The following is a 23,733-nucleotide window of genomic DNA, read 5'->3' as shown; positions in this document are numbered from 1 at the left end:
TCATATTTTTACTTCCTAGCTTTATCGTAAGCGATCATCCGGACATGATATAAAAGGTTAAAAGTTGAATTTGCCATCATGTCTCCAGTTTAGTTTTTATAAGTTATTTGTCCTTGGTCATTAGCAAAGACACTTGTACCGCTTCTCTACAAGACGCTGCATGAACGGGTAATTCGTAATTCCCATTGCATAAGGATTTTAGACATTTTATAAGGGTGGCTCATTTACACCAATCTGTACTATGAGGCTGAGTACCAAGCTGCTTGGTCAGAATTTTTTACGAAAATCCTAATCTAATTTGCTCTTCCAGCCTTTACCGCACTGCCATTAAATTGTCAATTTGTTACTGCGTTGTAGATTGGGCGATCGCACCTGCTCTCTTCTAAAATTGAGCTATCTATTAATATTTCCCCGCTTACTCTCTTTGATGCCTCTCTGCTGCCACATCTGACCGATCGCAGTAATTGAATAATTTGTAATTCGTAATTCTAATTCGTAATTATAAAATTTAATCACGAATTACAAGATTACAATTACGAATTGTATTGATAGTGCTCTTTTGGTGTCAGCTAGTTAACCGATCTGACTTTGCAAGCAAAAATTACTTTGATAACCGTTAAATCACTTAAATACTCTTATAAATATCTAAGCATTGTCAAGAGGCTGGGTGTGATTTTGATAAAGTTATAGTGAATTTTAGGAAGTGCTATATAAAGTTTTTACGTCACCGATAGCGTATCTCTACGGGGAAACAAGCTACACGCAGCGTCTCCAAGAGTTGCGTTAGTGAGTCTGGTTTGCAACAGGCTCTTGCATTCGAGCGTCACAGTCCATCGTAGACATTGCACTCTTTTTATAGATTGTGTTGAGGAATGAAACCCAACATTTGCGCGTTTGTTGACTAAAGTTTGGGTTCAACACACCTTAAACCATAGCGTTAGTAACGAAAATAACGATTTGAGTAGCTAAAATGGTGCTTTTGTAACGAAAACTCTGATGCTTGTCACGAAAATAATGAATTTAGTAACCAAAATGGTTTTTTATAACGAAAATTCTAATGTTTGTAACAAAAATAATGAATTTAGTAACCAAAATGGTTTCTTGTAACGAAAATTCTGATGTTTGTAACAAAAAAAATGGGTTTTTATAACGAAAATTGCGACTTGAGTTAGTTAAGTCGCAATTTTTATAACTAAAATTAGGGTTAATATTCAGAGAATATCGCGTTTTGCCAGATATTGGTACGTTTGCCAACGTGTATCTACTTCAGCTTGGGCTTGTTCTAATAAGTGCTTGGCAACGTCGGGTTTACTCTTCGTGAGCATCTTGAAGCGATTTTCTTGATACATCGAATGTTCTACAGATTGCGTAGGCGATCGCATATCCAATTGCAATGGATTTTTACCCTGGTTAAGCAACTCTGGATTATGCCGATACAGCAACCAACGACCTGATTCTACCAAAGTTTTCTGATGATTCATCCCTGTGGTCATGTTGATACCGTGGGCTATGCAATGGCTGTAAGCAATAATCAGTGATGGCCCATCATAAGCTTCTGCTTCCAAAAATGCTTTCAGGGTATGTTCATCTCTAGCACCAAGGGCTACACTTGCTACGTAGACATTTCCGTAGGTCATCGCAATCATCCCTAAGTCTTTTTTAGGTGCTGGCTTACCACTAGCGGCATATTTAGCAACTGCGGCTCGTGGCGTGGCTTTGGAAGACTGACCGCCTGTATTAGAATACACTTCTGTATCCATCACCAAAATGTTGACGTTTCGACCACTAGCAATTACATGATCGATACCACCAAAATCAATATCATAAGCCCAACCATCACCACCAACAATCCAGACGCTTTTTCTCACCAAGTAATTTGCAAGGGATTTGAGATTTTGGATTTTAGATTTGAGATTAGGATCGAAAGTTACGATTTCATCTAACTTCTGCTGCAACAGTTCTATTCTTTCGCGCTGTTCCCAAATGTCAGCCTCAGATTTTTGTTCAGCTTTGAGAATAGATTGAACTAAATCCTCAGAAACTATTTCCCCACTTCCCAGTTGTTGCAACAATTGTGCCGCAAACTCAGCTTGTTTGTCGAGGGAAAGACGAAAGCCAAAACCGAATTCGGCGTTATCTTCAAATAAGTTATTAGACCACGCGGGGCCGCGTCCTTGGGCGTTAGTTGTCCAAGGAGTTGTAGGAAGATTCCCACCATATATTGAAGAACAACCTGTTGCATTGGCAATGACGGCGCGATCGCCAAACAATTGTGTTAATAATTTTAGATAAGGTGTTTCACCACAACCTGCACAAGCACCAGAGAATTCAAATAAAGGTTCTTGCAGTTGTTGTTGGCGAATCTGATTTAATTTTAGCGATCGCCTGTCAGGATTAGGTAAACTCAAGAAGAAATCCCAGTTCTTCCGCTCTTGCTCTTGTAAAGGCAACTGCTTTGCCATGTTAATTGCTTTCAGCGATGGCTCAGATTTATTTTTAGCAGGGCAAATATTTACACAAATCGTACATCCCGTGCAATCTTCTGGGGCAACTTGAATGGTAAATTTTTGATTGGCAAAGTCTTTATCTTTTGCACCAGTTGATTTAAAGGTTGCTGGTGCATTAATTAACTCATCCGCTTGATAAGCCTTTGCACGGATGGCACTGTGGGGACAAACCATGACGCACTTACCGCATTGAACGCAGACATCCGGTTCCCACACAGGTATCTCTTCGGCAACGTTACGTTTTTCCCACTTGGCAGTACCTACAGGAAAAGTACCATCAAATGGTAGTCTGCTAACAGGTAAGTCATCACCTTCCCAAATCATGATTTTGCCCAGAACTTCTCGCACAAATTCGGGAGCGGAGTTAAGTGAGGAGTGAGGAGTTAGGAGTGAGGAGTTAGAAATGTGGATTGTCTGGGGGACATCTACTTTATGCAAGTTGTCTAAGGTGTTGTCTACAGCTTGCAAGTTCATACGGACAACTTCTGCGCCTTTTTTACCGTAAGTCTTCTCAATCGCTTGTTTGATTTTAGCGATCGCTTCTTCTTGCGGCAAGACACCCGCTAAAGCAAAGAAGCATACCTGCATAATGGTGTTAATTCTGCCACCCATGCCACTGTCACGGGCAACTTGGCTAGCATTAATCACATATAACTTCAAATGCTTATCGATAATTTGCTGTTGCACCTTCAACGGCAGATATTCCCAAACGGTATCTGCATTGTATGGACTGTTAAGCAGCAAAGTTGCCCCAGGAATAGCAGCCTTTAAAATATCTATGCGTTCCAAAAATCCCCAGTGATGACAACCAATAAAGTTAGCTTGGTTAATCAAGTAGGTAGAGCGAATTGGCTCTTTACCGAAGCGGAGGTGAGAGACAGTCATCGAGCCAGATTTCTTGGAATCGTAGACAAAGTAGCCTTGGGCGTAATTGTCAGTTTCTTCACCAATAATCTTAATAGAATTTTTATTAGCACCAACAGTACCATCAGCACCTAGCCCATAGAACATTGCCCGAACAACGTTATCCGATTCTGTAGAGAAATTAGGGTCAAAGCTCAAAGAAGTATGACTAACGTCGTCATTAATCCCAATCGTAAAGTGATTTTTCGGTTTAGCTTGAGCAAGATTGTCAAAAATGCCCTTCACCATCGCCGGAGTAAATTCCTTAGAAGAAAGACCGTAACGACCACCAATAATTTTAGGGGATGAGCAAGTATTTTCTCCCCCTGCCTCCCCTGCTCCCCCTGCTCTTTTATCTCCCCACGCCTCATGAATAGCAGCCACTACATCTAAATACAAAGGTTCCCCAGCGCTACCTGCTTCTTTGGTGCGGTCGAGAACTGCGATCGCTTGTACACTAATTGGTAATACTGCAACAAACCTTTGGACATCAAAGGGGCGGTAAAGTCGCACTTTCACTACACCAAGTTTTTCACCACGGGCGTTCAGGTAATCTACTGTTTCATGGACGGTTTCACAACCTGAACCCATCAGAACAATAACGCGATCGGCATCCTTAGCGCCGTAATATTCATAAATTTGATAATGCCTTCCCGTGCGTTCTCCAAATTCATCCATGATCCGCTGGACAATTTCTGGACAGGCGTTGTAATAAGGGTTAGCACCTTCACGTCCTTGGAAGTAGACATCGGGGTTTTGGGCAGTCCCGCGCAATACTGGACGATCTGGGGTGAGGGCGCGGCTGCGGTGAGCGAGTATTAAGTTATCGTGGATGAGCGATCGCAAATCATCATCTGAGAGCAGTTTGACTTTCTGCACTTCATGTGATGTGCGGAAGCCATCAAAGAAATGCATAAAGGAGACTCGCGTCTCTAGGGTAGCAGCATGAGCAATAAGAGCAAAATCTTGACTTTCCTGCACCGAAGCGGAACACAGCAGAGCAAAGCCAGTCGCACGAGCTGCCATTACGTCGCTATGGTCGCCAAAAATTGATAAAGCATGAGTAGCCAAAGAGCGGGCAGCAACGTGAACCACGGCGCTAGTCAACTCACCAGCAATTTTGTAGAAGTTGGGTATCATCAACAATAATCCCTGAGATGCCGTGAAGGTGGTACTCAGAGAACCTGTTTGCAAAGCGCCATGTACAGCACCAGCAGCTCCCCCTTCGCTCTGCATCTGCACGACGCTAGGAATAGTACCCCAGAGGTTGGGACGACCTTCTGCTGACCAAGCATCTGCCCATTCACCCATTGCTGAAGAGGGGGTGATGGGATAAATGGCAATCACTTCATTTAATTTGTAAGCAACACGGGCGACAGCCTCATTCCCGTCGATGGTTGCAAAGGTTTTGTTCATAATATGATTTTTGTCCCCGCCTTTAAGCTGCATTATTCAGAACACGTGAATATAAGAATCAGAAATAGCCAGTACTAGAAAGTAAGTGTATTATTTGCATTAAAAATTTCACGGTAGGATTTACTCCGTGTTTAAAGCATAGTTTGTTGATACCTTTAGGCTCTTAAATTAACTTTCAATCAATACTGCATCTATTAATATCTCATCTGCAATACTGCATCTATTAATATGTATTAATAATGTACTCAATGGCCAAAGTCTTTGTTTTAAAAGACTTTTAGATAATTTATTCTTTTTTGTGGGGTACAGGGACGGGAATATTACATTGTTAATCGCCGATTTCCATACCATTGACTCAAATCATCCTCAATCGCTTCAAGAATCGCGATCGCCTCAGTTATTGATTTTGCATCGGCAGCTAAAAGTGCAAACGCTTGCTCAACCCGTTGTTGATAGTTCTGCGGGCAAATAGCGAACTTATTAGCAACTGCGATTGCTCCCTTTTCATTCAACAAGTAATCTTCATTGAGCGCGAATAAAACTTGATTCATACACGCCACACTGCGGAAACAACAACCTGCTGCGTAAACAACATCATCGCGTGCGATCGCCTTTTTTGCGACCAACAGCGAAAAACTTATTTCCCAGGCGAAAGTATCAATAGTTGCCTGTTTCAGCCCAACTGGATACGGTTTTGTTTTTACCTTCAAAGCTTCTAAAACACCATCGGGGTCGTAAAGTGGCTGACAAAGAGCAATTTCCCCCATATAAATAGAGGACACAAACCCATGAGGGTGTCCTGGTTGATAATCAATTGTAATGCGCCCGTTATGGCAATCATCAATGACACGATTTACCTTCACCAAATCGCGATAGAGAAAATCCACACCTACACCTTGAACCTTTAGCCAACCACCACCGTTAATCCACTTTCCCCATCCCCCGATCGCAGTAATCAAATTTACGCGATGGTTATCATCAAGCTCACAAGCGAGGCGATTTAGAGCAATTAAATCGGGTGGTTTTTCTGGATTGTAATAAATCCCCAAATCTACATCTGACTTTAGGGTATGGTTGCCTCGTGCCCGTGAACCACCCAGTGCGATCGCTATAATTCCCTCAATTGACCGCAAACTGGAAACAATATGGCTGATGAACTGAGGCGATTCCTTATTCATAGATTTTCTTATTGCTGCCATAAAGTTTAACCAAAGGTAAACCTCTCTGGGGAATACTACTAAAAAAAAGTTGTTTGATATTGTTAGATTTATCTGATAAAAAATAACTCAAGAATGCAATTATTGTTGATATAATCACTAGACTTACGTTCACACCTATTGAAACAAAAACTAGTGTTAATAGTGCAAATACCAGAATGCCAATATTACTAAAGGTTTGTACCTTTTCTAGAAAAACCACAGAATTACGACAACTTGGGCAATGCTTTGTATGTCTATGCCATCGGTCATATAGTTGTTCATCATTCAATTGTTTAATACTGCCTTCTTGGCATCCTTGCCATGAAGGACTACCTCCAGCAAATTCATCTAGCCATTTTCTGAAAGTTATAATACCTACGTCAGAAGGAGAAGGCATAAAGTATGCCTTTTGCCATTTTTTATCTAATGATGACTGATTCACTTCCTGCGAATGCATAGCTGATAAATCTTGGTCACTTAGCTTGTATGTGGATAAGTGCTGTAACCCAGTTTGTAAATCCTTTGGGAGAATCTTAAACCAAAAATTTCTTTTAACTGCACTTCCATCAGAAATCAACTTGCCAATATACTTACAATAACCTGGTTGTGTAGGAACAAAATACAACTGAAAAATATTAGTTTTGCCGTTGGGGTAACGATATATAGTAGTATTAGAACAGGGTGGAGTAAACTTTCGTATCGCCTCCATATCTTTGTTGAAGAGATTGTAGCCTTGATGTTTGAGAGTAAAACCTTCTTGAGCAGATATTTCTCCAACAGATTCAAAATATTCCATAGGCACAGCTGTTTTAGGTGAAAAAAGACCTATTCCTTCATGAAGAAATTCTGCATGAGAAGGATCAAAAGTACTTTCAACAGACACAGTGTAACCAACCGGAACTTCTGTCATCTGCCAGGAGGAGGAAGATATATCTAGTTCTGATGCAGGGATGGTAGCTGGCTGCTTTGAATTACAATCCTCAAAGGCTGTTGAACTATCATCTGCCCATACCCAAAGCAATTCTTGGATAATTTGTGTAGGATATGTTGTAACTCTTGACCTGAAACTATCACAAGCAGTTACTTCTGCTTGGCTACTAGCCAACATGGGAATTTTAGTGCATTTACCTTCACCATCAAAACACCAACCGTGATGTCTACACATTAAGTTTCCATCTTCAGTGACGCTTCCCATAGATAGTCGCACCAACTTATGAGGACAAACATCATCCATTACTATCCACTTTTGATTTTTGTCTCTCCAAATCACCAATTTTTTCCCCAGAAGAGTGATAGGAGTAGGATTCAAATTATCTAAGTAGCTTAAAGGAATAATAGGATACCACTGTTTAGTCCATGAAAACTGAGTTGACATCACAAGAGTTAGAAACCTAATTTACACAACTATATTAGTACAGTCAGCCGTTGCAGGATTCTTGCTGAATGAATTGAAGGTGTAGGCGTAGCCCGTCGTAGACATCGCTAGCTAATGGCTCAACGATACGCCAAAATGAATGCGCGATGTACTGAAATGAGAAAGCATTTAAGCACTTTGAGAAAGTAATATGCCTTTTTGCTTGCTGAATCTACCGAAATGAGAAAGCATTTAAGCATTTTGATAAAGCAATATGCCTTTTTACTTGCTGAATCTACTGAAATGAGCAAGCATTTAAGCATTTTGATAAAGCATTTAAGTATTTTGAGAAAGCAATTAGGTATTTTGCTTACTAAATTCAATTTTATCTTGACTTTGACTTTATAAATGACTTTTAAACAGCCATTCTTAAGTAAGTTTGACGAACTACGAATTGGTATTACTTGCTGCCAGTCTTCAGTTGACCATCTTCCATATAATATAAATGATCCGATCGGCAATATCGAGGATCGATTGTCGTGGGTAACTAGCAAAATCGTACATCCTTGTTCTTTAGCTAGCTTCGCGCTATTCTGTCTCCTTGGGATTGGGCCTGGAGACGTTCAACACTTGCCTGTTGGGCCTGAATTTCTCCTGCTTTTGCTCCAGCTTGCACTTGAGCGAGTTTAGCTTGAGCAACTCTGACTTGTTGTTGAGCTTGTAGTACAGCAGTTTGCAAGCGATCGCTCGCGTGCATCTAAAATTGCTACCACCTGTCCGGCTTTAACCCGATCGCCATCCAATGCCAAGGGCGCAAACAAGCTAATTACCTCAGCCTCCGGTTCTAGTCGTCCTAACGCAGCCACTTTTTGACTTTTGGGCGTGGTTTCTACTGGCTCAGATTTCTCAGGTTGACCAACTAACCCAAACTGAGAAATCCCATAAACAATAATTCCACCCGTAATAGCAGTAGCTGCAATTACTAATGCAACTAACCCTTTATTGAAAGCTTTTTTGATAGCTTTTAAACAATCTTTTTTACTCTCTCTAAATTTTTTATCTACTGAGTTAATCGCGGATAAACAAATTATTAGCCATCAATAAATATCAAATAATTAATAATTGTTAGAGATAAATATTTTGTTATTTAGTTATCAAATCTAACTCTTCACTATTACCCTATATTGCGGCAAATATGCCGTAAGCATTTTGCATAATAACGCACATTGTTCCATAAAATCAATTGTTTCATCACCCCATAACTTTCGATCTAAATCGAACATGCGTTATAGTTTAATCTAGTTTTGCCCTAGATGTAATATTTCTCAATTTTCATCTTTGCCACTTAAGTATGAAACTATGATTTGATTTGGAAAAACTCCGTAAATTCTGGAGGTAGAATGGTCAAATAAGAATCAATACATTTTTATACGGTAAAATAATAATCAATGGATTTTTTATTAAGTGTAATTTATGACTTATCGGAGAAATTTTTTAAGGAGAGCAGGATACACAACCCTTTCTGCCTTATTAACTATGGGGTTTTTACAAAAGGATAACCAAAAACAAGACCAAAACACGAATGCTATTGCAGCAGATTATACAAGTAAAAATTTAAATTCTCCCCTTCGGCAATTAGCTGCCGCCAAAGGAAAGCGTTATGGTGCAGCAATTTCTAGTGAATTTTTGCTCAAAGATAAGGATTACGCGGACCTCATGGCTCGTGAATGTTCGATTGTGACACCGAATGGTGAATTAAAATGGGACGCCACTGAACCACAGCCAGGACAATTTACCTTTGAATCAGCAGATGCGATCGCTAATTTCTGCCAAAAACATAAGATAGAATTGCACGGGCATACTCTTTTCTGGCATATGGGAAGACCAGACTGGGCAACATACCCTCCTACACTTAAGATGATCGAACGCCATGTCAAAGGAGTCATGGGGCATTATCGCAATAGTCCCGTTTTAAAGTCATGGGATATTGCCAATGAAATTATTGCTGATAGTGAAAATGAAACTGATAATGCAACAATCGGTTTGCGTAAAGGGGTAAAACCAGAATTGATTCGAGACTTATTTTTAATTGCCGCTTCAGTTGATAACAGCAAGAAATTTTACCTAAACGATTTCGGCATCGAAGGCGCTACATGGAAATCAGATCGTTTCTTAAAAATGGTCGAATATCTGAAGAATAGTGGCGTAAAAATTGATGGGGCAGGTCTCCAATCACATCTATGGTTTTCTACTGCATATCCTTTTGACGAGAAAGGACTTAATTCGGTCTTAAAACGGCTTAACGATCTTGAAGTGAAACCAATAATTACAGAATTAGATATTATCATTGATACCCCGCTACCCGATAGTATCAAAAGCCTAGACCAAATGGTAGCCGATAGTTACAAGCGATATCTTGACCTGTGCTTTGAGAATCAAGTCGATACTGTGATTACATGGGGACTTACCGACCGTCATACCTGGATACGTCACCCTGAATGGATGCCAAGAAAAACCTTTAGAAACAATCCAAGTCTCTGGAAATTTCTGCGTCCGCTTCCCTTCGATGAGAACCTGCAATCTAAACCAGCTCGCGATGCTATAGCCCAGGCTTTTCAGGAATCAACTTAATACTCCACTTAGGCATAAACATAGTATTTACTCAGCAACTGAGGTACACCCAAATCTTGTTTACCAAGCTTAGTAGCTTTGAAAATGTACCTCACTATGCCGGTAACTGCTATAGGGTTTTTAAGTATTATTCTAAACAAAATAAATGCAAATATTTTTAGTTATTCACGATTATGAAAGTTGAATAAGGCTTCCTGACTAATCAATCATTAAACCTTAGTACAACATTTCATAAATCCGTGACAAATTGAGCGACCTACTGGTAAGAGTCTAAGAGACTCGATCAAGCTACGAACTTTTGAAATTTCGTACTTATAAATACCAGGAGGTTATTTTTTTTTCGTTTACTTGAGATACTCCAAATTTCTCGTAAAAATAATGTGCCAACAAACCAAGGCTCTAGTAAGTAACGTCTCCAAAGTCTTTTCGGTTCAGACAACAAGCGATACAACCATTCTAATCCCACCTTTCCCATCCAGCGAGGAGGAGTAGGTATTGCTCCTGCTATATAGTCCATACAGGCTCCACTAGTCAAAATAGTATTGGTATGAAGATGTTCAAGATTTTCGTAAATCCAATACTCTTGGCGTGGCATACCCATTCCCACCATTAATATATGAGGTTTGTAAGCATTAATTGCAGCTACAGTGGCGAGATTTTCTTGACTATCTTTATCTATATCAATATAGCCATGAGCGCAAGCAATCTGTAAACCAGGAAATTTCTGGCATAAAATATTTGCTGCTGTTTCAGCAACTCCTGGCTTTGAACCTAAATAGAATACACGCCAGCCTTTAGTAGCAGCTTCTGCCATTAGAGGACATACCCAGTCAGCATAGGTTACTCTTTGTTCGCGTTTAATTGGAAAACCCAATAGCTTTCCAATAAACACCAAAGGCATACTATCAATATGGGTATATTCTGCCTTGGAATAAAAAGCTTGCATTTTTAGATCGTTATGGAAGAGATAAAGACTATGTAAGTTGTGATTAGCAATAATCCATTTTTCATCCCGATCAATAGATTCTTTAATCAATGAATTTAAGTCAAGGATAGACAGTGCATCTACTTGAGTACCAATAATTTTATAAGAAAATCGCTTTTTCATATCTTATTTTTCTTTTGATAAATATGAGATGTTATTTCAAAGTCAAAGTGAGTGTTGTAAAATCAATCAGCAATATTTCAATACGAAAATAATTAAATATTGAAATATCTCTTTTTTTAGTTAAAAATTATTTTTTGAATATAACTAAAAAGCACTTATCCTTAGAAGGATGTCTGCAATATTTTGTGCTTTTGCATTCCACGAATACTTTTCGGTAATTAAACTATATGCTGTATCTACAAGTGATTGATATTTATCAATATTTGAAACAGCATCCAGTATTGTGTTAGCGACTTCTTCGCTAGAGTATCCTGTTACTAACAGATGTTCCAAGTGGCGAAATTCTTCTAAACCTCGCAAACCTTCTGGCGTTGATACAACTAATTTTCTACTAGCGAAATAATCTAGTGCTTTATTGCGAGCGCCACCTGCTACTGCTTGTTTTGAAAATGGCAGTAAAGCAATATCTGCATATTTCAAATGGGCGATAAAATCTTCCCTTTTAGGTAAAAAGCCTAAAAAATAAATATTAGAGGGTATTGGTTCTGAAATATCGCTACTATCCCTACCAATGACAACAAAATGTACTTTTTTCTGATAATTTTCAAGGTATTTAGCAACCTCAATAGCCATTGATACAGACATATCATTAGTTGGAAATTGAAATGTTTTGGGAGCAATGATAACGACTATTTTAGCTGGTCTGAATGCCTGATAGGGGTCTTTATCTGGAAAAACTTCAGTATTGAGTAAGTCTTCAGTAACTCCATTCCCGATAGAATAAATTTGTTGTGGAGTTTTTCCATACCATTGGGAAATTAGTTTAGGAATTGATTCACCTGCTGCAATAATTGGACTACCAGAAAATATTAAAATTCCCTGAGCAATATATGTCTTAATACATTGTGCAAACTCTTTGAAAGGATTGGCAACTGAAAACAAGCGCATCCAGTATTCATAAGGCGAAAATGTATGAAAATCTAAGACAAGAGAGGAGCTACTGTGTTTTCTAAGCTTTAGTGAAATTAAAGCAGCCAATCCAGGTAGTGTTTCTTGAGCATACACAATGTCTGGACAAAACTCGTCGATGCACTTTTCTATGGATTGAATATATGACTTCAAGCTTCTCGATCCAGTAGAAAAAGAAGGTGCATAATTAACAGATGAACAATCTAAACCTAGCTGAAAAACATCAAAATATTTAGTAAGATATTGTCCTAGATAAAAAGGTCTAGTAAATGCACCAAATGGCTGACTAGAATCGAGGGTTGAAACAATCAGTAAGCGTTTACCCATAAAATAATTGTTGATTGTTTTATAATTTTAAATTACATTTCTCAAATGATTAAGATAGTTATAATTTCTCTAAATAGCATCCATCAATAACTATCGTGCAATTATTAAGCTTCTGAGTTACTTTGATTAATATCCTCAGAAAATGTCGGAGAAGTTGCTAAATTTTTGTAACCAATAATTGCTCTAATATAGGGTAAGAACCAGTACAATATCCAGAATGGCCCAGAGTGTCTGCTACAAAATATAGTCCATGATTTCAATGGAAAAGCTTTGATTTGTAGTACTTTTTTCAAGCGTTCTAAGAGATTTAAATTGGTATCTGCCCAACTATTGCGGATAGAATTTTTAGTGCAAGTACCAATATACCCAGGAGCTACCCATATTTTACAACCCAATTTACGCGCTCTCAGAGCATAATCTAAATCTCCTAAACTATGAACAAAAGCTGTATCAATATTACCAACTTTGGCAGCAACACTTTTAGGAATTAGCACGCAGTTACCATACATAGCATCGCATTGTTGGATAACGGAGCTTGGTTCTAAAAATTCAAATTTATTAGAATACCACTTTTTAGATTTTACCGCTCCTCCATAGGTTGCTTTTCCTGTAATTGAGTCTTTAGTTGAACCAACTACAATTGAGTCTCGATAACCAAGTTCTGTCAAATTTTGATGAACCTGTAATAGTTTACTCACAGCATTGGCTTCCAAAAATGTGTCATCATTCAACCACAGATAATAATCGTATTGATATTTGATTGCCTCACTAAAAGCTAGATGCATTCCTCCCACCCAAAATAAATTGCCATTACCTTGAAGAATTTGTACTTCTGGATATTCTGCTTTAACAGCCTCTGTAGTCCCATCAGAACTCCCATCATCAGTTAAATAAACATCACAACAATTTTTTTGCTGATATAAAGCATTTAGACAGGCAAGAGTTGTATTCCGTCTGTTATAACATGTCATAATTACAGCTATATTCGCTTTCTTCATCTCATTTTCCTGATAATAATATGTACAAAAAGAGTTAATCTAAATAATAAATTTAGATACGTTTTGGATGGATTTTATTCATAATCTCAATTGTCAAAATTTTAAATTTCATATATCGTGATTTCAGTTTAAAATTTCACCCTGTTTTCTATCCATCTACTGAAATTAATATCTAAGTTAAAGCTTTTTAGTTTTTGTTCCATTCTTCTGACTCCCAACAAATATCTATGCCAAACTGATACACGAGGCATATTAAGTCTGACAACCTCTTCAGATAACCATTGATATTTCTTTGAATTGACATTAAAGTTTTTCAAATTTTTTATTTGCCCATGCCAATCGTTATAAAAAAATAAGTTGAAATAATGAATGGATACAATATCATCCCAATGTTTAATTTGTAGTTCTTTTGATAAACGGTTATGTAAAGGTAATGGATAACTATAATTAGGGGGAAGATGTTCAACGTTTTCTTCCAAGGCACATAAAGTTACAGACAAAACAGACTGCTCAACAAAATAAATACCCTGGGGAGGAGTAATATCCAAGCGCATTACTTTTTCAAAGTTATCTTTCCAAGTTCTAAATATACCCGCACTTTTTCTTACAGCAATCAAACCAGAATTCCAGTAGGCTCTGATTCTTTTATTACCAATGGGTGTGTCAACAAATACCTCACGCTTTACTCCCAGTACTTCATATAGTTTTTGCCAATACCATTCTTGAGGATCTTGCAAACCTGTAGAACCAATTCCTTGTCCATACTCAGGACGCATCCGCACATTACAATCTACGGGCAATAAAAATTCTTTTGGTTCAGAAAAAAAGCATTTGTCACTGTCTAAAAAAACCAATATTTCTGCATCGATATTTTCTTCTGCATAGGCACAAACTAGGGGTTTATTAGCTAAATAATATTCATGGAATTCTCGATTTATCGGGATTTGTTGATGAGTCACCTGCAATGCTTCAAAGGCTTGTTGGGTTTGCTTTAAAATCGGTTCACCTACTCTAGGATGGAAACTATATATAGGTGTATTTTTCAATTCGCCGCAGAACTTACGAATACTTTCTGCAAGCATCAAAGATTGACCTTCTAAACGACCAGGTTCTGTACAAATTATAAAAGCTATAGGTATTGACATAGTATGAAGTATTGATTTAATAAGTTAATTACTCAATGAAGATTTATTTACTATCATCAATATTTCCTGAAACAAGGCTGAATAACGACGTGCTTGAAGTTCCAGGGTAAATTTTTGCTCGGCTTTCTCACGTGCATAAAATGAAAGTTTTTGCAATCTCTGTTCATTTTGAAGAACCCAGGTAATTCCTTTGGCAAAATCCTCAACTTCATAAGGTTTAGCCAAATAGCCGTTCTGCTGATGATCGACAATATCTTTTAAGCCAGTAGAATTAAACGCCACAACTGGAGTACCACAAGCGAATGATTCTGAAGCTGTCTGTCCAAAAGATTCTTGAAGAGATGGTACAAGCATTACATCAGCAGCTGAGTAAACAGTTGCTAAAGATATAGCATCGTGCAAGTGTCCCAAATAGTGGGTTTTGAAGCCTAAATCAGGTGGATTTTCGGGTTGAGATGCTCCAAAAATCACAACTTCCAAGTCATCTTTCCAGCCAGATTTACTCAATTCTTGTAAAGCTGGTTGCAACAAATGAAATCCTTTATTTTTATCGCTTGTCGCTTCTATAGCTCCAAATAGTATCAGCTTTTTATTTTGAGGTAGATTGAGTGCTTCGCGGGCAAAATATTGATTAATCGGTCGATATTTTTGAGTATCTAATCCGTGAGGAATTACCTCAATTCGCAAATTCTGGAATAAAGAACTGGAACAAGCGCACTCTGCTAGCCAAGAACTTGGTGAAACCAGGGTTAAATTTAAATTTTTCCAAGCTTTTGCTTTGCGTTGCCATACCCAACGGGATAAATCCCATTCATTACCACTGTTGAGTTGAGGACAAGCCCCGCAGGATACTTTGTAGCGATCGCATTCTCCAGTAACGTGACATCCTCCAGTAAACCCCCACATATCATGGAGAGTCCAAACTAAAGGGCGCTTCAGTTTAGCAAAGGTTTCTATTTGCATAAAACCTCCGCTAATCCAATGCAGATTGATTATATCTGGATTAATCTGAGCAACTTTAGGAATAACTCTATCTGGCAACCATTGAGTAAAAAATGGGGTATTTTTCTTTTGACGATAAAGCTTTAATGGCAAACTTTCAACTGTCAGCTTTGCCTTAGCGATGCCTTGAAACAGTCTAACTTTAGGTGCAACTATTGTTTTATCATTACTAGATTTTTCCTGTACTAACATTTGTGACTGTAGTCCTATATTTTGTAAACCTGTGTGTAAACGATATGCAGCCCTAGCTGCACCGCCACTAATATCATGGGTACTAATATGTAAAATTTTCATTTTTCTTAACTTAATATTCACTAAAACTATTTCTGATTGTCATAAAAACTAATTGAATAAAATCTTTTTATAATTTCGTTGAGATTCAATAGTCAAAGATAATGATGTGGTGATATACATTAACCAATTCCAGCTAGGAGTTAATAATCTGGCTTCTGAAAAATTCACTATGACAATGATAATTAGCATCTGCATTGGCCAATAATCTTCTGGCTTTTTAGCGATAGAAATAATTCGAGTCAGTGCCATTACGAAAAACCGGACAAACCCTGCTGCAAAAGTCAAAAACCCTAAGAATCCCAATTCTAATAATAATTCTAAAAAACCATTATGGGCGTTACTTGCCCAATCGTAAGTAGCTCTTAATTTGGATGCAGCATTACTAGTCCAAAATCCCGAAAATCCATAACCTAACCAAGGTCTCTCCAAAATCTTAGAAATTACTAGCTCCCAAAGATCAGAGCGTCCATTGAAGGTAAGGTCTTTACCAGAAGTACCAACTACAGTTTCGGCATTATTGAGAAGTAATATTGAAGAAATCATCAGCAACATCAAAGTTGAAGTGATCGTAATAAATTGTAACTTATAATTAGTTTTCTTCAGGGATCTATAGACAGGTAAAAGTAATATCATTGTCAATAAAATCGTTAAAGATGTTGTTGAACGTGAAAGGATAATTAGACATATAGATATCCCACATAATGCCCACATCAACCAACGATATCGATGACCACTAAGAGCCAGGTGCAAAAAAACTCCTGCACTCCAAGCCATCATGTAACCTAATTCATTTTTATGACCATAAATTCCACTCCACATACCTAGTAACTCAGGTGATTCGTGAATATAACCTGGTACGAATGCAGAAAATAGCATAGATAATGATGCAGCTACCCCAAGTGCCCAAGCTATCAGCTTAATTTGTTCCTTAAGGGGATAACGCATTGCTAAATAGATGGCAAGAAAATATATTCGGATTAGACCTCTTAAATAAGTGAGACTAGAACTTAGGTCTTCTGACCATAAAAGAGAAAATATAACTATTGCTAGTAATGAAAACTGTAGTGGACTTCTAATAATTACATAAATAAAACCTTTCCAGTATAAAATTAGGAAATAAAATAGGATTAAATATGAAACTATATTGAACAAGGTATCTAGCTTATCACCTCCAAGTGTAGACATTGAAACTTCTTGTGCAGGGTGTATTGTTAATGCCCCTACAGAAATTAGTAGTAGCAAAATAGTTAATATTTTTTCTGTTAGTTTTATTTTCATTTCTGAAATTTAATTGCTCTATTTTTTATCGTTGAATAATTCAATCTTTTCTTTACTTCTTCTTTAAGAATATCTAATACATTTGCTTTATAAACTGTTTTTTGTATAAATTTATCTGCTTCTACATTCCTGACAATAAATGGTGGATGCTTTAAGGCAAATTCCATCGCCTGCATGGGCATATTGATAAAAGAAAATTCTTGATTTGAATTGAAATGAGTTGCGTCTGCACCAACACCAACGTTAGAGATTAAATTGACATTGGGAATAATACTTAAGCTTCCCTGCATCCAACAAGCAAACGTCCATTGGTAATCCCAGGTTATACCTGTAGGATTGTCATAAACAGATTGAAATATTCGTTGCCAAGAATTTACCGTTTTTTGATCTATAAGAATGTCATGTAAAAGGTTTTCTGCTTGCACCTCTTTCCAGAGTTTGATAGTCAAATCATAATGTTGCCAAGCACGTCTCCAACTTGCCCAACCCCAGCAGTGGTTGTAGCGAGAAAAATAGTAACTATAATTTGTACGTTTTTGTCCAAGTTGAAGATTTTGAGCAGAAATTGTGGCGATTCTGGTATCATTTCTATATTTTTCCAGCAGTTCCTCGCTAAACCTAAAAAAAGTTGGGTGAGGGATACAATCATCTTCTAAAATAATTGTTTCTTCAACATTATTAAAGACCCAATCTAAACCACTTGATACCCGTTTTGCACAACCTAAGTTAATATCAGAGTAATTTTTTATTACTTCACAATCCCAATCAACTTTCTCAATAATTGCCCTAGTCGCTTCACATTTTTCTGCCTCACCTTCGCGGTCAGTGCGGGGCCCATCTGCAATTACAAAAAGTTTTGTTGGTTTTACTTGGCGAATGGCTTCAAAAACTTTTTCTGTTATTTGGGGGCGTTTAAAAATAATAAAAGTTACTGGTGTTTGCATCATATAAAAGTTAAATAATAACGATCAGTATTTGTAAAAATGAATAAGCGATCGCACCTGAATCTTAAAAAGTTTTTGTGTTCTGGAATCAAATGCGTTGCATATAAAAGCAGCAGCAGCTTGAGATATTATTGTTGCGATCGCAGCTCCAAGTCCTGCATATTTAGGAATAAGTAATAAATTGAGAATAATGTTTAGTATTGCTCCAAATAAAGTTTTACCTAAAGAAACGTGGTTCAAACCTTCAGCAATAAACCAAGGTGATGTTGCAAGACCCATAAATACAAACAAAGAAGTCCAAATATGAACTGCTAATATTGCTCCTGCATCTGCATATCCACTTCCAAACATCACTATAATTATCTTGTCAGATAAAAAGGACATTGGAAGAGCAATTGCTAAAGATATACATGTCATTAGACTGAATAATTGTCCTATTCGCTGATAGTAAAGACTTTCTGATTTTTCTTTTGCTGCATAAATTGCCGGAGCAACAGAAGAAACAATAGCCCCTGGAATAAAATACCAAATTTCAGAAATACGCACAGCAGCAGAATAAACTCCAACCTCACTATCTCCGATCATTTGACCTAACATCACCTGATCTATTCTCATAAAAATCATGATGGCGAACCCCGAAAAAATTAGAGGTAAACTCTCTTTCAAAAGAGTTTTGGCCGCCGCAATGCTCCAACGCCATAACCACAAAGAAGATCCTTTGACTTGGTAAACAATCAGTAAACCAATTGCACTCATTGCAAATTCTGCTAATGTTACCAAAGCAAAAGCTAGCAATGGTGCTTTTGTTAAAATTAGTGCGATTTTAATGACAGTATTTAGTAGAAATGCTGTGTTTTTAGCTATTACACTGTATTTCGACTGTACCCGTGATTGAAACCACAGTTCAATAGTATCAGATGCCCTAAAAACTCCTGCTATTCCTAAAATTGCCACTAGCCATATCTTTAGTGTTTCATGCTCACCTAAGAAAAACATCGTGCTAACTGCCAATAAAACAGAAGCAATTCCACCCAAAAATTTTAGCCAAAAAGTAGTTCCTAAAATTTCCTCTTTATTTGATGATTGACGAACAAGATGGCGAACTACTACGTCGTCTAGTCCGAGAGTAAAAATTGGGCTAAATAAGGCAACAAAAGCTAAAGCATAGTTAAATAGACCATACTGTTGCACTCCTAAATAACGCGCTACCCATACTCCTACAACTAAGCTTGCACCCATACGTAGAATGCGATCAGCAAATAACCAACCTGTATTAGCAATAATTGCACGCAGCCCAGAACGAGATTTAAATTTCGATAAGTTTTTAATTTTTAATTTGCTTAACATTATTTTTATAAATTAATCATATGATGTTTTTTATACCTATCAATCTCGCTTATGTAAATTTATAATATTCTCATATACAAAATAAAGTTTATTTATTCCAAAATTCACATTATTTATCACCTACAAGGTTTTTAATTTACCATCGATCAAAATTTTAAAGAAATAGCTAAATAAGAAAACAATGCCTTTGATTTTCCAATATAAACTATGCTCAAATAAAAATATTATTTTCAAGTAAATAACAAAATCTTTAGATTTTGGGCATGGTATTGTTTGGAACTCATTGATAGATGTAAAAGCTAAAAATAATGGAGAGCTAAAATTGTTTTTTTGCATAATGTAATTAAACAGTGAATTACGTTTCCATAATCTTTTGTATTCATAGTTTTTGTCTACCTTTAAAAAAGTATTATTATGATATTTATTATTATCATGTATTCTATACTTTACTAAAGGTTTAGACATATAAAACTTTTTAGCCCCCACCAAAGAAGCTCCCCATACCAAACAGTCATCAGCCCTTACACGCCAATCTTCTAAATTTGGAATAGGTAAAAATTTTCTGACTATTTCTCTACGTATTGATAATGTTGAAGTTATAGAACCAATCCATTCACCATTATATAAAGTTTTAATTACTGAATAACCCAAATCTAAATCAACTAGATCGTCTTGAAATATGCCTTCTACTGCTCCAAATTTTTTATACGCACAAAATACAAAATCACATTCACTGCGTCTATTGTAAAAAATTAGGGCGTTTTCTAAATATTGAGGTTCATAAATATCATCGGCATCTAAAAAAAATAGAATGTCACCAGTAGCAGCTAAAAAACCTTCATTAAAAGATGATAATTGTCCTTGATTTTGTTCTTTAAAAATAGCCTTAACATTAGCTAATTGAGTAAATTTATTGATAATTTCCACAGAATTATCTGTAGATGCATCATCAACAATGATAATTTCATCAAATTTGACTGTCTGATTTAAAGCGCTATCAATTGCCTCAAATAAAAATTCAGCATAATTGTAATTATTAATTAAACAAGAAGTTTTAATTTTAATTTTATCCATTATTACTATAGTCAAAAAATTAGATTGAGATAGTTGTAGTGATGCTAGCTTTCACAATTTCTAAAAAAACTTAACGCTCTTGGTGAAATTTAGTTAAGCTGCTAGAAAATACCAAATCTTGTTCAATTTGTCGTTTTTTAGTATCATAAAAATAATTATTAGGTTCATTTTTATTATTCACACCATTGATGACTATTCCTAATACCTTCTGACCTGACTGAGTTAAAAACTCTTTAGCTGCATTTGCACTGTTCAAGTCAACCACTCCAGGACGAACGATTAATAAGATACCGTCAGTCAAAGTGCTTAAAACAGCAGCATCTGCTATTCCTGACAATGGAGGAGTATCAAAAATTACAAGATCGTAATCTCTCCCAAAGTTACTAATTAATGTTGCCATACGTTGAGAATCTAGCATTGCCACTGGATTGGGAGGCAAAACTCCAGAAGTAAGAACTTCCAGATTAGGCATGACTTCCTGAACAACTGTATCTAAAGAAGCTTGATTAATTAGTACATTACTTAATCCCATTGTATTTGTTAGCCCCCAGATATGATGCTGTATGGGATGACGCATATCTGCATCCACCAATAACACCCTACGCCCCGCCTGAGCCATAGTCACAGCTAAATTTGCAGATACGTCAGACTTTCCTTCTTTGGCAACGGAACTTGTAATTACAATGCTTTTGAGCGGTTTATCAGAACAGAGGAACTTCAAGTTCACTTGTAGTATTTGATATGCATTACCAACAGGGAAGTAAGGAATATCTCTGCCAATAACTTTGGGAATGGCTCTATCCAGTCCTGGTATAGAAGAATGATCTTTACCATTTCTACCTTGTGTAGGAATCACTCCCAAAACACTGTATCTCAAGACTTCTTTGGCTTCTTTGACGGTCTTCACTGAGCGATCTATCAAATCTAAAGTAAAGGCGACAATGATACCTAAGAAAAAACCAACTCCTGCTCCACCAATAATAAACAGCATTTTCCGAGGCCCTTCTGCTTTATCAGGGGTTAAAGCATAGGAAATAACACGAGCATTAGGAATCTTTTGATTCTGTGCAATATCAATCTCTTGGCGTTTCTTTAAGAGTGTTTCGTAAGTCGTTTGAGCTGCTTGCAGTTTCCGTTCTAGCTCTCGTTGACTTTGTTCTAGCCTTGGCAAATTATTTGCTCGTTTGATATAGGCATTTTGCTGTTGTTTGAGTGTGACAATTTGTCTCTCCAGACCAACACGTTCTGCCTGAGCACGAGTAATATCTGCAATTAGGCTTTGCCGCAGTTGTCCAACCTGTAAACTTCCCTGTGTTATCTGTGCTCCACCAGCTACTTGTCCTGTCCGCTCTTTTAACAAGTTCTTAAGAGCTAAGACTTTTTCTTCTAAGTTAGTAATTGTAGGGTGTTCAGGTGAAAAACGGGTACGCTCTAGTGCAAGTTGGCTTTCTGTTTCTTGAAGTTGGGCTAGCACTTTCTGAACTCCAGGTGCTTGACTCAATTCAGATTCGATTACACCTTGCCGTGAATCTATCTGAGCTTCACTGCTTAACTGTTCTAGACGACCCTTCACATCATCTAGTTGAGCTAAAGCTTGAGAAATTTGATTTCCTAACTTAGAAATGGTATCGACTGCTGCGGCTGCTTCTTGTTCCAAAACAACAACTTTATTCGTTTCTTTAAATAGCCGCAGTTTTGATTCGGCTCTTCTGACAACTTCCTCAGCTTTAGGTACTTCCGTTACAAGAACCTGTTTGGCTGTTCGCGCTTCATTCTGATTAGCCTTGATATTTAGATCGATATAACTGTCAATAACTTCATTAACGATTTTGGCAGCTAGTTCTGGATCGCCACCTTTATAAGAAAGTTGTACAACATCAGTGCCTTTAATTCCTTCTATTTTTAGTTGTTTTGCCAAATCGGGAATCGAGAGCAGTTTGCCTTGGCTATCTTTAAGATTGAGGGAATTAATCGTTTTCTCAATTACTGGATTCGATCCAATAACTCTCACCTGAGTTTCCAGGGGATTGTCGTTCACATTTAAAGCTTCTAGGCGTCCTATGTCATCTGGTAAGCCTGTGAGTGAAGAAGAGCGATTTGTTTTAATCATCAAACTTCCTTCTGCCTTGTATGAAGGTTTTAGTGAAAATGCATACAAGCATCCAAGGCTAACAGATATAGTGAAAATTCCAACTAGAGGTAGCCAACGCCGTCGAAGAACTTCTAAGTATTTCTGAATATTTACTTCTTCAAAACTTGGTAAAGATTCCATCGTCATAATATATCTAAACTTTTATAAAAAGACTATTTTTTTACAGAAAATTGTTCTCAGAATTTTGACTACAGTGCTAATAAAGTCTACTTTACGATATTAATATTTGCGTTAATTCTTAGTTAATACATTGCTGCTGATTTCTTCAATATCTGAAGTAAACTATATACTTTTGTAAGCCGCAATTTTAACTTAAATTGATATTATAGTGAGAGCAAAAACAGGATAAATCACAACTTTATCCTTGATTTAGTTACTTTACATTTTTAGGGCTTAATTTTGGTTAATTTCGTTTTGCGTTACTACTAATACAAGTATTGATTAGTAAGCTAACAATCACTATCATATTATGTAAGAACATTGATTTTTATATCTTTACAAAAAATTTATACAATATACTAATATATTCAGTCTCGGTTTGCTGATTTTGAAAAGACAAGAGGAGTTAATTCGTTCAGGGTAAGGAATAGAGCAATTGTGCCATTCTATAAACAATGGAAGCACTTCAGAGATAGACTTTGGACAGTGAAAACACATACTTATAAAGACTGGATGAATCTTTACATAAGCTAGTTCAAAACTTTAATTAACAATTAATTCTTGCTCTAAATAATAGTCAATTTTGGGAATAATAGAAGATTAGCAATCATAAAATTGCATGATTTGAGTCTTGAACCTATAAAGGTTCGCAATCAGTTTAATTTGCCTTTATGTAAAAACACATTACATTTTTTAATATAAATGTACTTGTATGGTAACACGCATGAAATATAGACGGCTAGTAAGTAAATTGGCTTCAGCTTAGATCTAACGTAGCCTAGCAAAGGAGTATCAAATAACAGCGTGGTTAGAGCAAAAAATTAGTTTATATCAGACTAGTACAAAATAGCAAAAATCCAGCTACTATCTCACTGGAGTTTAGACTAAAAGCGATATGAGAGAACGCAAATCAAAAGGAATTAGAG

General features: G+C 36.9%; 14 protein-coding genes and 2 pseudogenes. 1 reads left to right on the top strand and 15 read right to left on the bottom strand.

Features of this window, described 5'->3' with window-relative positions:
- Nucleotides 1-1,211 precede the first annotated feature (1,211 nt).
- The 5 genes and pseudogenes from nifJ to RMZ95_RS32460 all read right to left on the bottom strand — a co-directional run.
- The gene (gene nifJ, locus RMZ95_RS32480; protein WP_409884374.1) at nucleotides 1,212-4,826 is read right to left on the bottom strand and encodes a pyruvate:ferredoxin (flavodoxin) oxidoreductase; all 3,615 of its coding nucleotides are present in this window, start codon (nucleotides 4,824-4,826) and stop codon (nucleotides 1,212-1,214) included.
- Nucleotides 4,827-5,146: 320 nt separating this feature from the next.
- A complete protein-coding gene (locus RMZ95_RS32475; RefSeq protein WP_409884372.1) occupies nucleotides 5,147-6,004 on the bottom strand; it encodes a nucleotidyltransferase domain-containing protein in 858 nt (285 codons plus the stop codon).
- On the bottom strand, nucleotides 5,997-7,400 hold the full coding sequence (locus RMZ95_RS32470) for a Rieske 2Fe-2S domain-containing protein (RefSeq protein WP_409884370.1): 1,404 nt from the start codon (nucleotides 7,398-7,400) through the stop codon (nucleotides 5,997-5,999). Before RMZ95_RS32470 ends, RMZ95_RS32475 begins: the two co-directional genes overlap by 8 nt.
- A gap of 439 nt (nucleotides 7,401-7,839) precedes the next feature.
- Nucleotides 7,840-7,963, bottom strand: a pseudogene (locus RMZ95_RS32465) (ABC transporter ATP-binding protein); the annotation flags it as partial.
- A 5-nt stretch (nucleotides 7,964-7,968) separates the two neighbouring features.
- A pseudogene (locus RMZ95_RS32460) lies at nucleotides 7,969-8,452 on the bottom strand (hypothetical protein); the annotation flags it as partial.
- Between the two features lie 400 nt (nucleotides 8,453-8,852).
- On the opposite strand from RMZ95_RS32460, the gene RMZ95_RS32455 reads away from it, so the two are divergent.
- On the top strand, nucleotides 8,853-10,010 hold the full coding sequence (locus RMZ95_RS32455; RefSeq protein ID WP_322672125.1) for an endo-1,4-beta-xylanase: 1,158 nt from the start codon (nucleotides 8,853-8,855) through the stop codon (nucleotides 10,008-10,010).
- Between the two features lie 283 nt (nucleotides 10,011-10,293).
- Here the strand turns inward: RMZ95_RS32455 and RMZ95_RS32450 are convergent, their stop codons facing one another.
- From RMZ95_RS32450 to RMZ95_RS32405, 10 genes are all read right to left on the bottom strand, one after another.
- Nucleotides 10,294-11,118: a WecB/TagA/CpsF family glycosyltransferase gene (locus tag RMZ95_RS32450; RefSeq protein WP_409884367.1), complete on the bottom strand. Its 825-nt coding sequence runs from the start codon at nucleotides 11,116-11,118 to the stop codon at nucleotides 10,294-10,296.
- 144 nt (nucleotides 11,119-11,262) lie between these two features.
- Nucleotides 11,263-12,414, bottom strand: coding sequence for a glycosyltransferase family 4 protein (locus RMZ95_RS32445; RefSeq protein ID WP_409884365.1), 1,152 nt, complete (start codon nucleotides 12,412-12,414; stop codon nucleotides 11,263-11,265).
- 104 nt (nucleotides 12,415-12,518) lie between these two features.
- Nucleotides 12,519-13,412 carry a glycosyltransferase family 2 protein gene (locus tag RMZ95_RS32440; RefSeq protein WP_322702955.1) on the bottom strand — a complete coding sequence of 298 codons (894 nt, stop codon included), beginning with the start codon at nucleotides 13,410-13,412 and terminating at the stop codon, nucleotides 12,519-12,521.
- A gap of 128 nt (nucleotides 13,413-13,540) precedes the next feature.
- Nucleotides 13,541-14,557 (bottom strand): hypothetical protein, encoded by a 1,017-nt coding sequence (locus RMZ95_RS32435; protein WP_409884363.1) that lies wholly within the window; start codon nucleotides 14,555-14,557, stop codon nucleotides 13,541-13,543.
- Between the two features lie 24 nt (nucleotides 14,558-14,581).
- Nucleotides 14,582-15,853: a glycosyltransferase family 4 protein gene (locus RMZ95_RS32430; RefSeq protein WP_409884361.1), complete on the bottom strand. Its 1,272-nt coding sequence runs from the start codon at nucleotides 15,851-15,853 to the stop codon at nucleotides 14,582-14,584.
- A 48-nt stretch (nucleotides 15,854-15,901) separates the two neighbouring features.
- Nucleotides 15,902-17,131, bottom strand: a complete 1,230-nt coding sequence (locus RMZ95_RS32425) for an O-antigen ligase family protein (RefSeq protein ID WP_409884358.1) — start codon at nucleotides 17,129-17,131, stop codon at nucleotides 15,902-15,904.
- Nucleotides 17,128-18,075, bottom strand: coding sequence for a glycosyltransferase family 2 protein (locus tag RMZ95_RS32420; protein WP_322689580.1), 948 nt, complete (start codon nucleotides 18,073-18,075; stop codon nucleotides 17,128-17,130). Before RMZ95_RS32420 ends, RMZ95_RS32425 begins: the two co-directional genes overlap by 4 nt.
- Nucleotides 18,076-18,099: 24 nt before the next feature.
- The gene (locus tag RMZ95_RS32415; protein ID WP_322672118.1) at nucleotides 18,100-19,422 is read right to left on the bottom strand and encodes a flippase; all 1,323 of its coding nucleotides are present in this window, start codon (nucleotides 19,420-19,422) and stop codon (nucleotides 18,100-18,102) included.
- A 120-nt stretch (nucleotides 19,423-19,542) separates the two neighbouring features.
- The gene (locus tag RMZ95_RS32410; RefSeq protein ID WP_409884356.1) at nucleotides 19,543-20,496 is read right to left on the bottom strand and encodes a glycosyltransferase family 2 protein; all 954 of its coding nucleotides are present in this window, start codon (nucleotides 20,494-20,496) and stop codon (nucleotides 19,543-19,545) included.
- 70 nt (nucleotides 20,497-20,566) lie between these two features.
- The gene (locus RMZ95_RS32405; RefSeq protein ID WP_409884354.1) at nucleotides 20,567-22,774 is read right to left on the bottom strand and encodes a GumC family protein; all 2,208 of its coding nucleotides are present in this window, start codon (nucleotides 22,772-22,774) and stop codon (nucleotides 20,567-20,569) included.
- Between the last annotated feature and the right edge of the window lie 959 nt (nucleotides 22,775-23,733).

Origin of the sequence: Nostoc sp. DedQUE07 (assembly GCF_034530975.2) — a bacterium.
Classification (GTDB): domain Bacteria; phylum Cyanobacteriota; class Cyanobacteriia; order Cyanobacteriales; family Nostocaceae; genus Nostoc.
The sequence above is the reverse complement of the archived record's forward strand: the minus strand, read 5'-3'. Positions and strand labels throughout refer to the sequence as shown.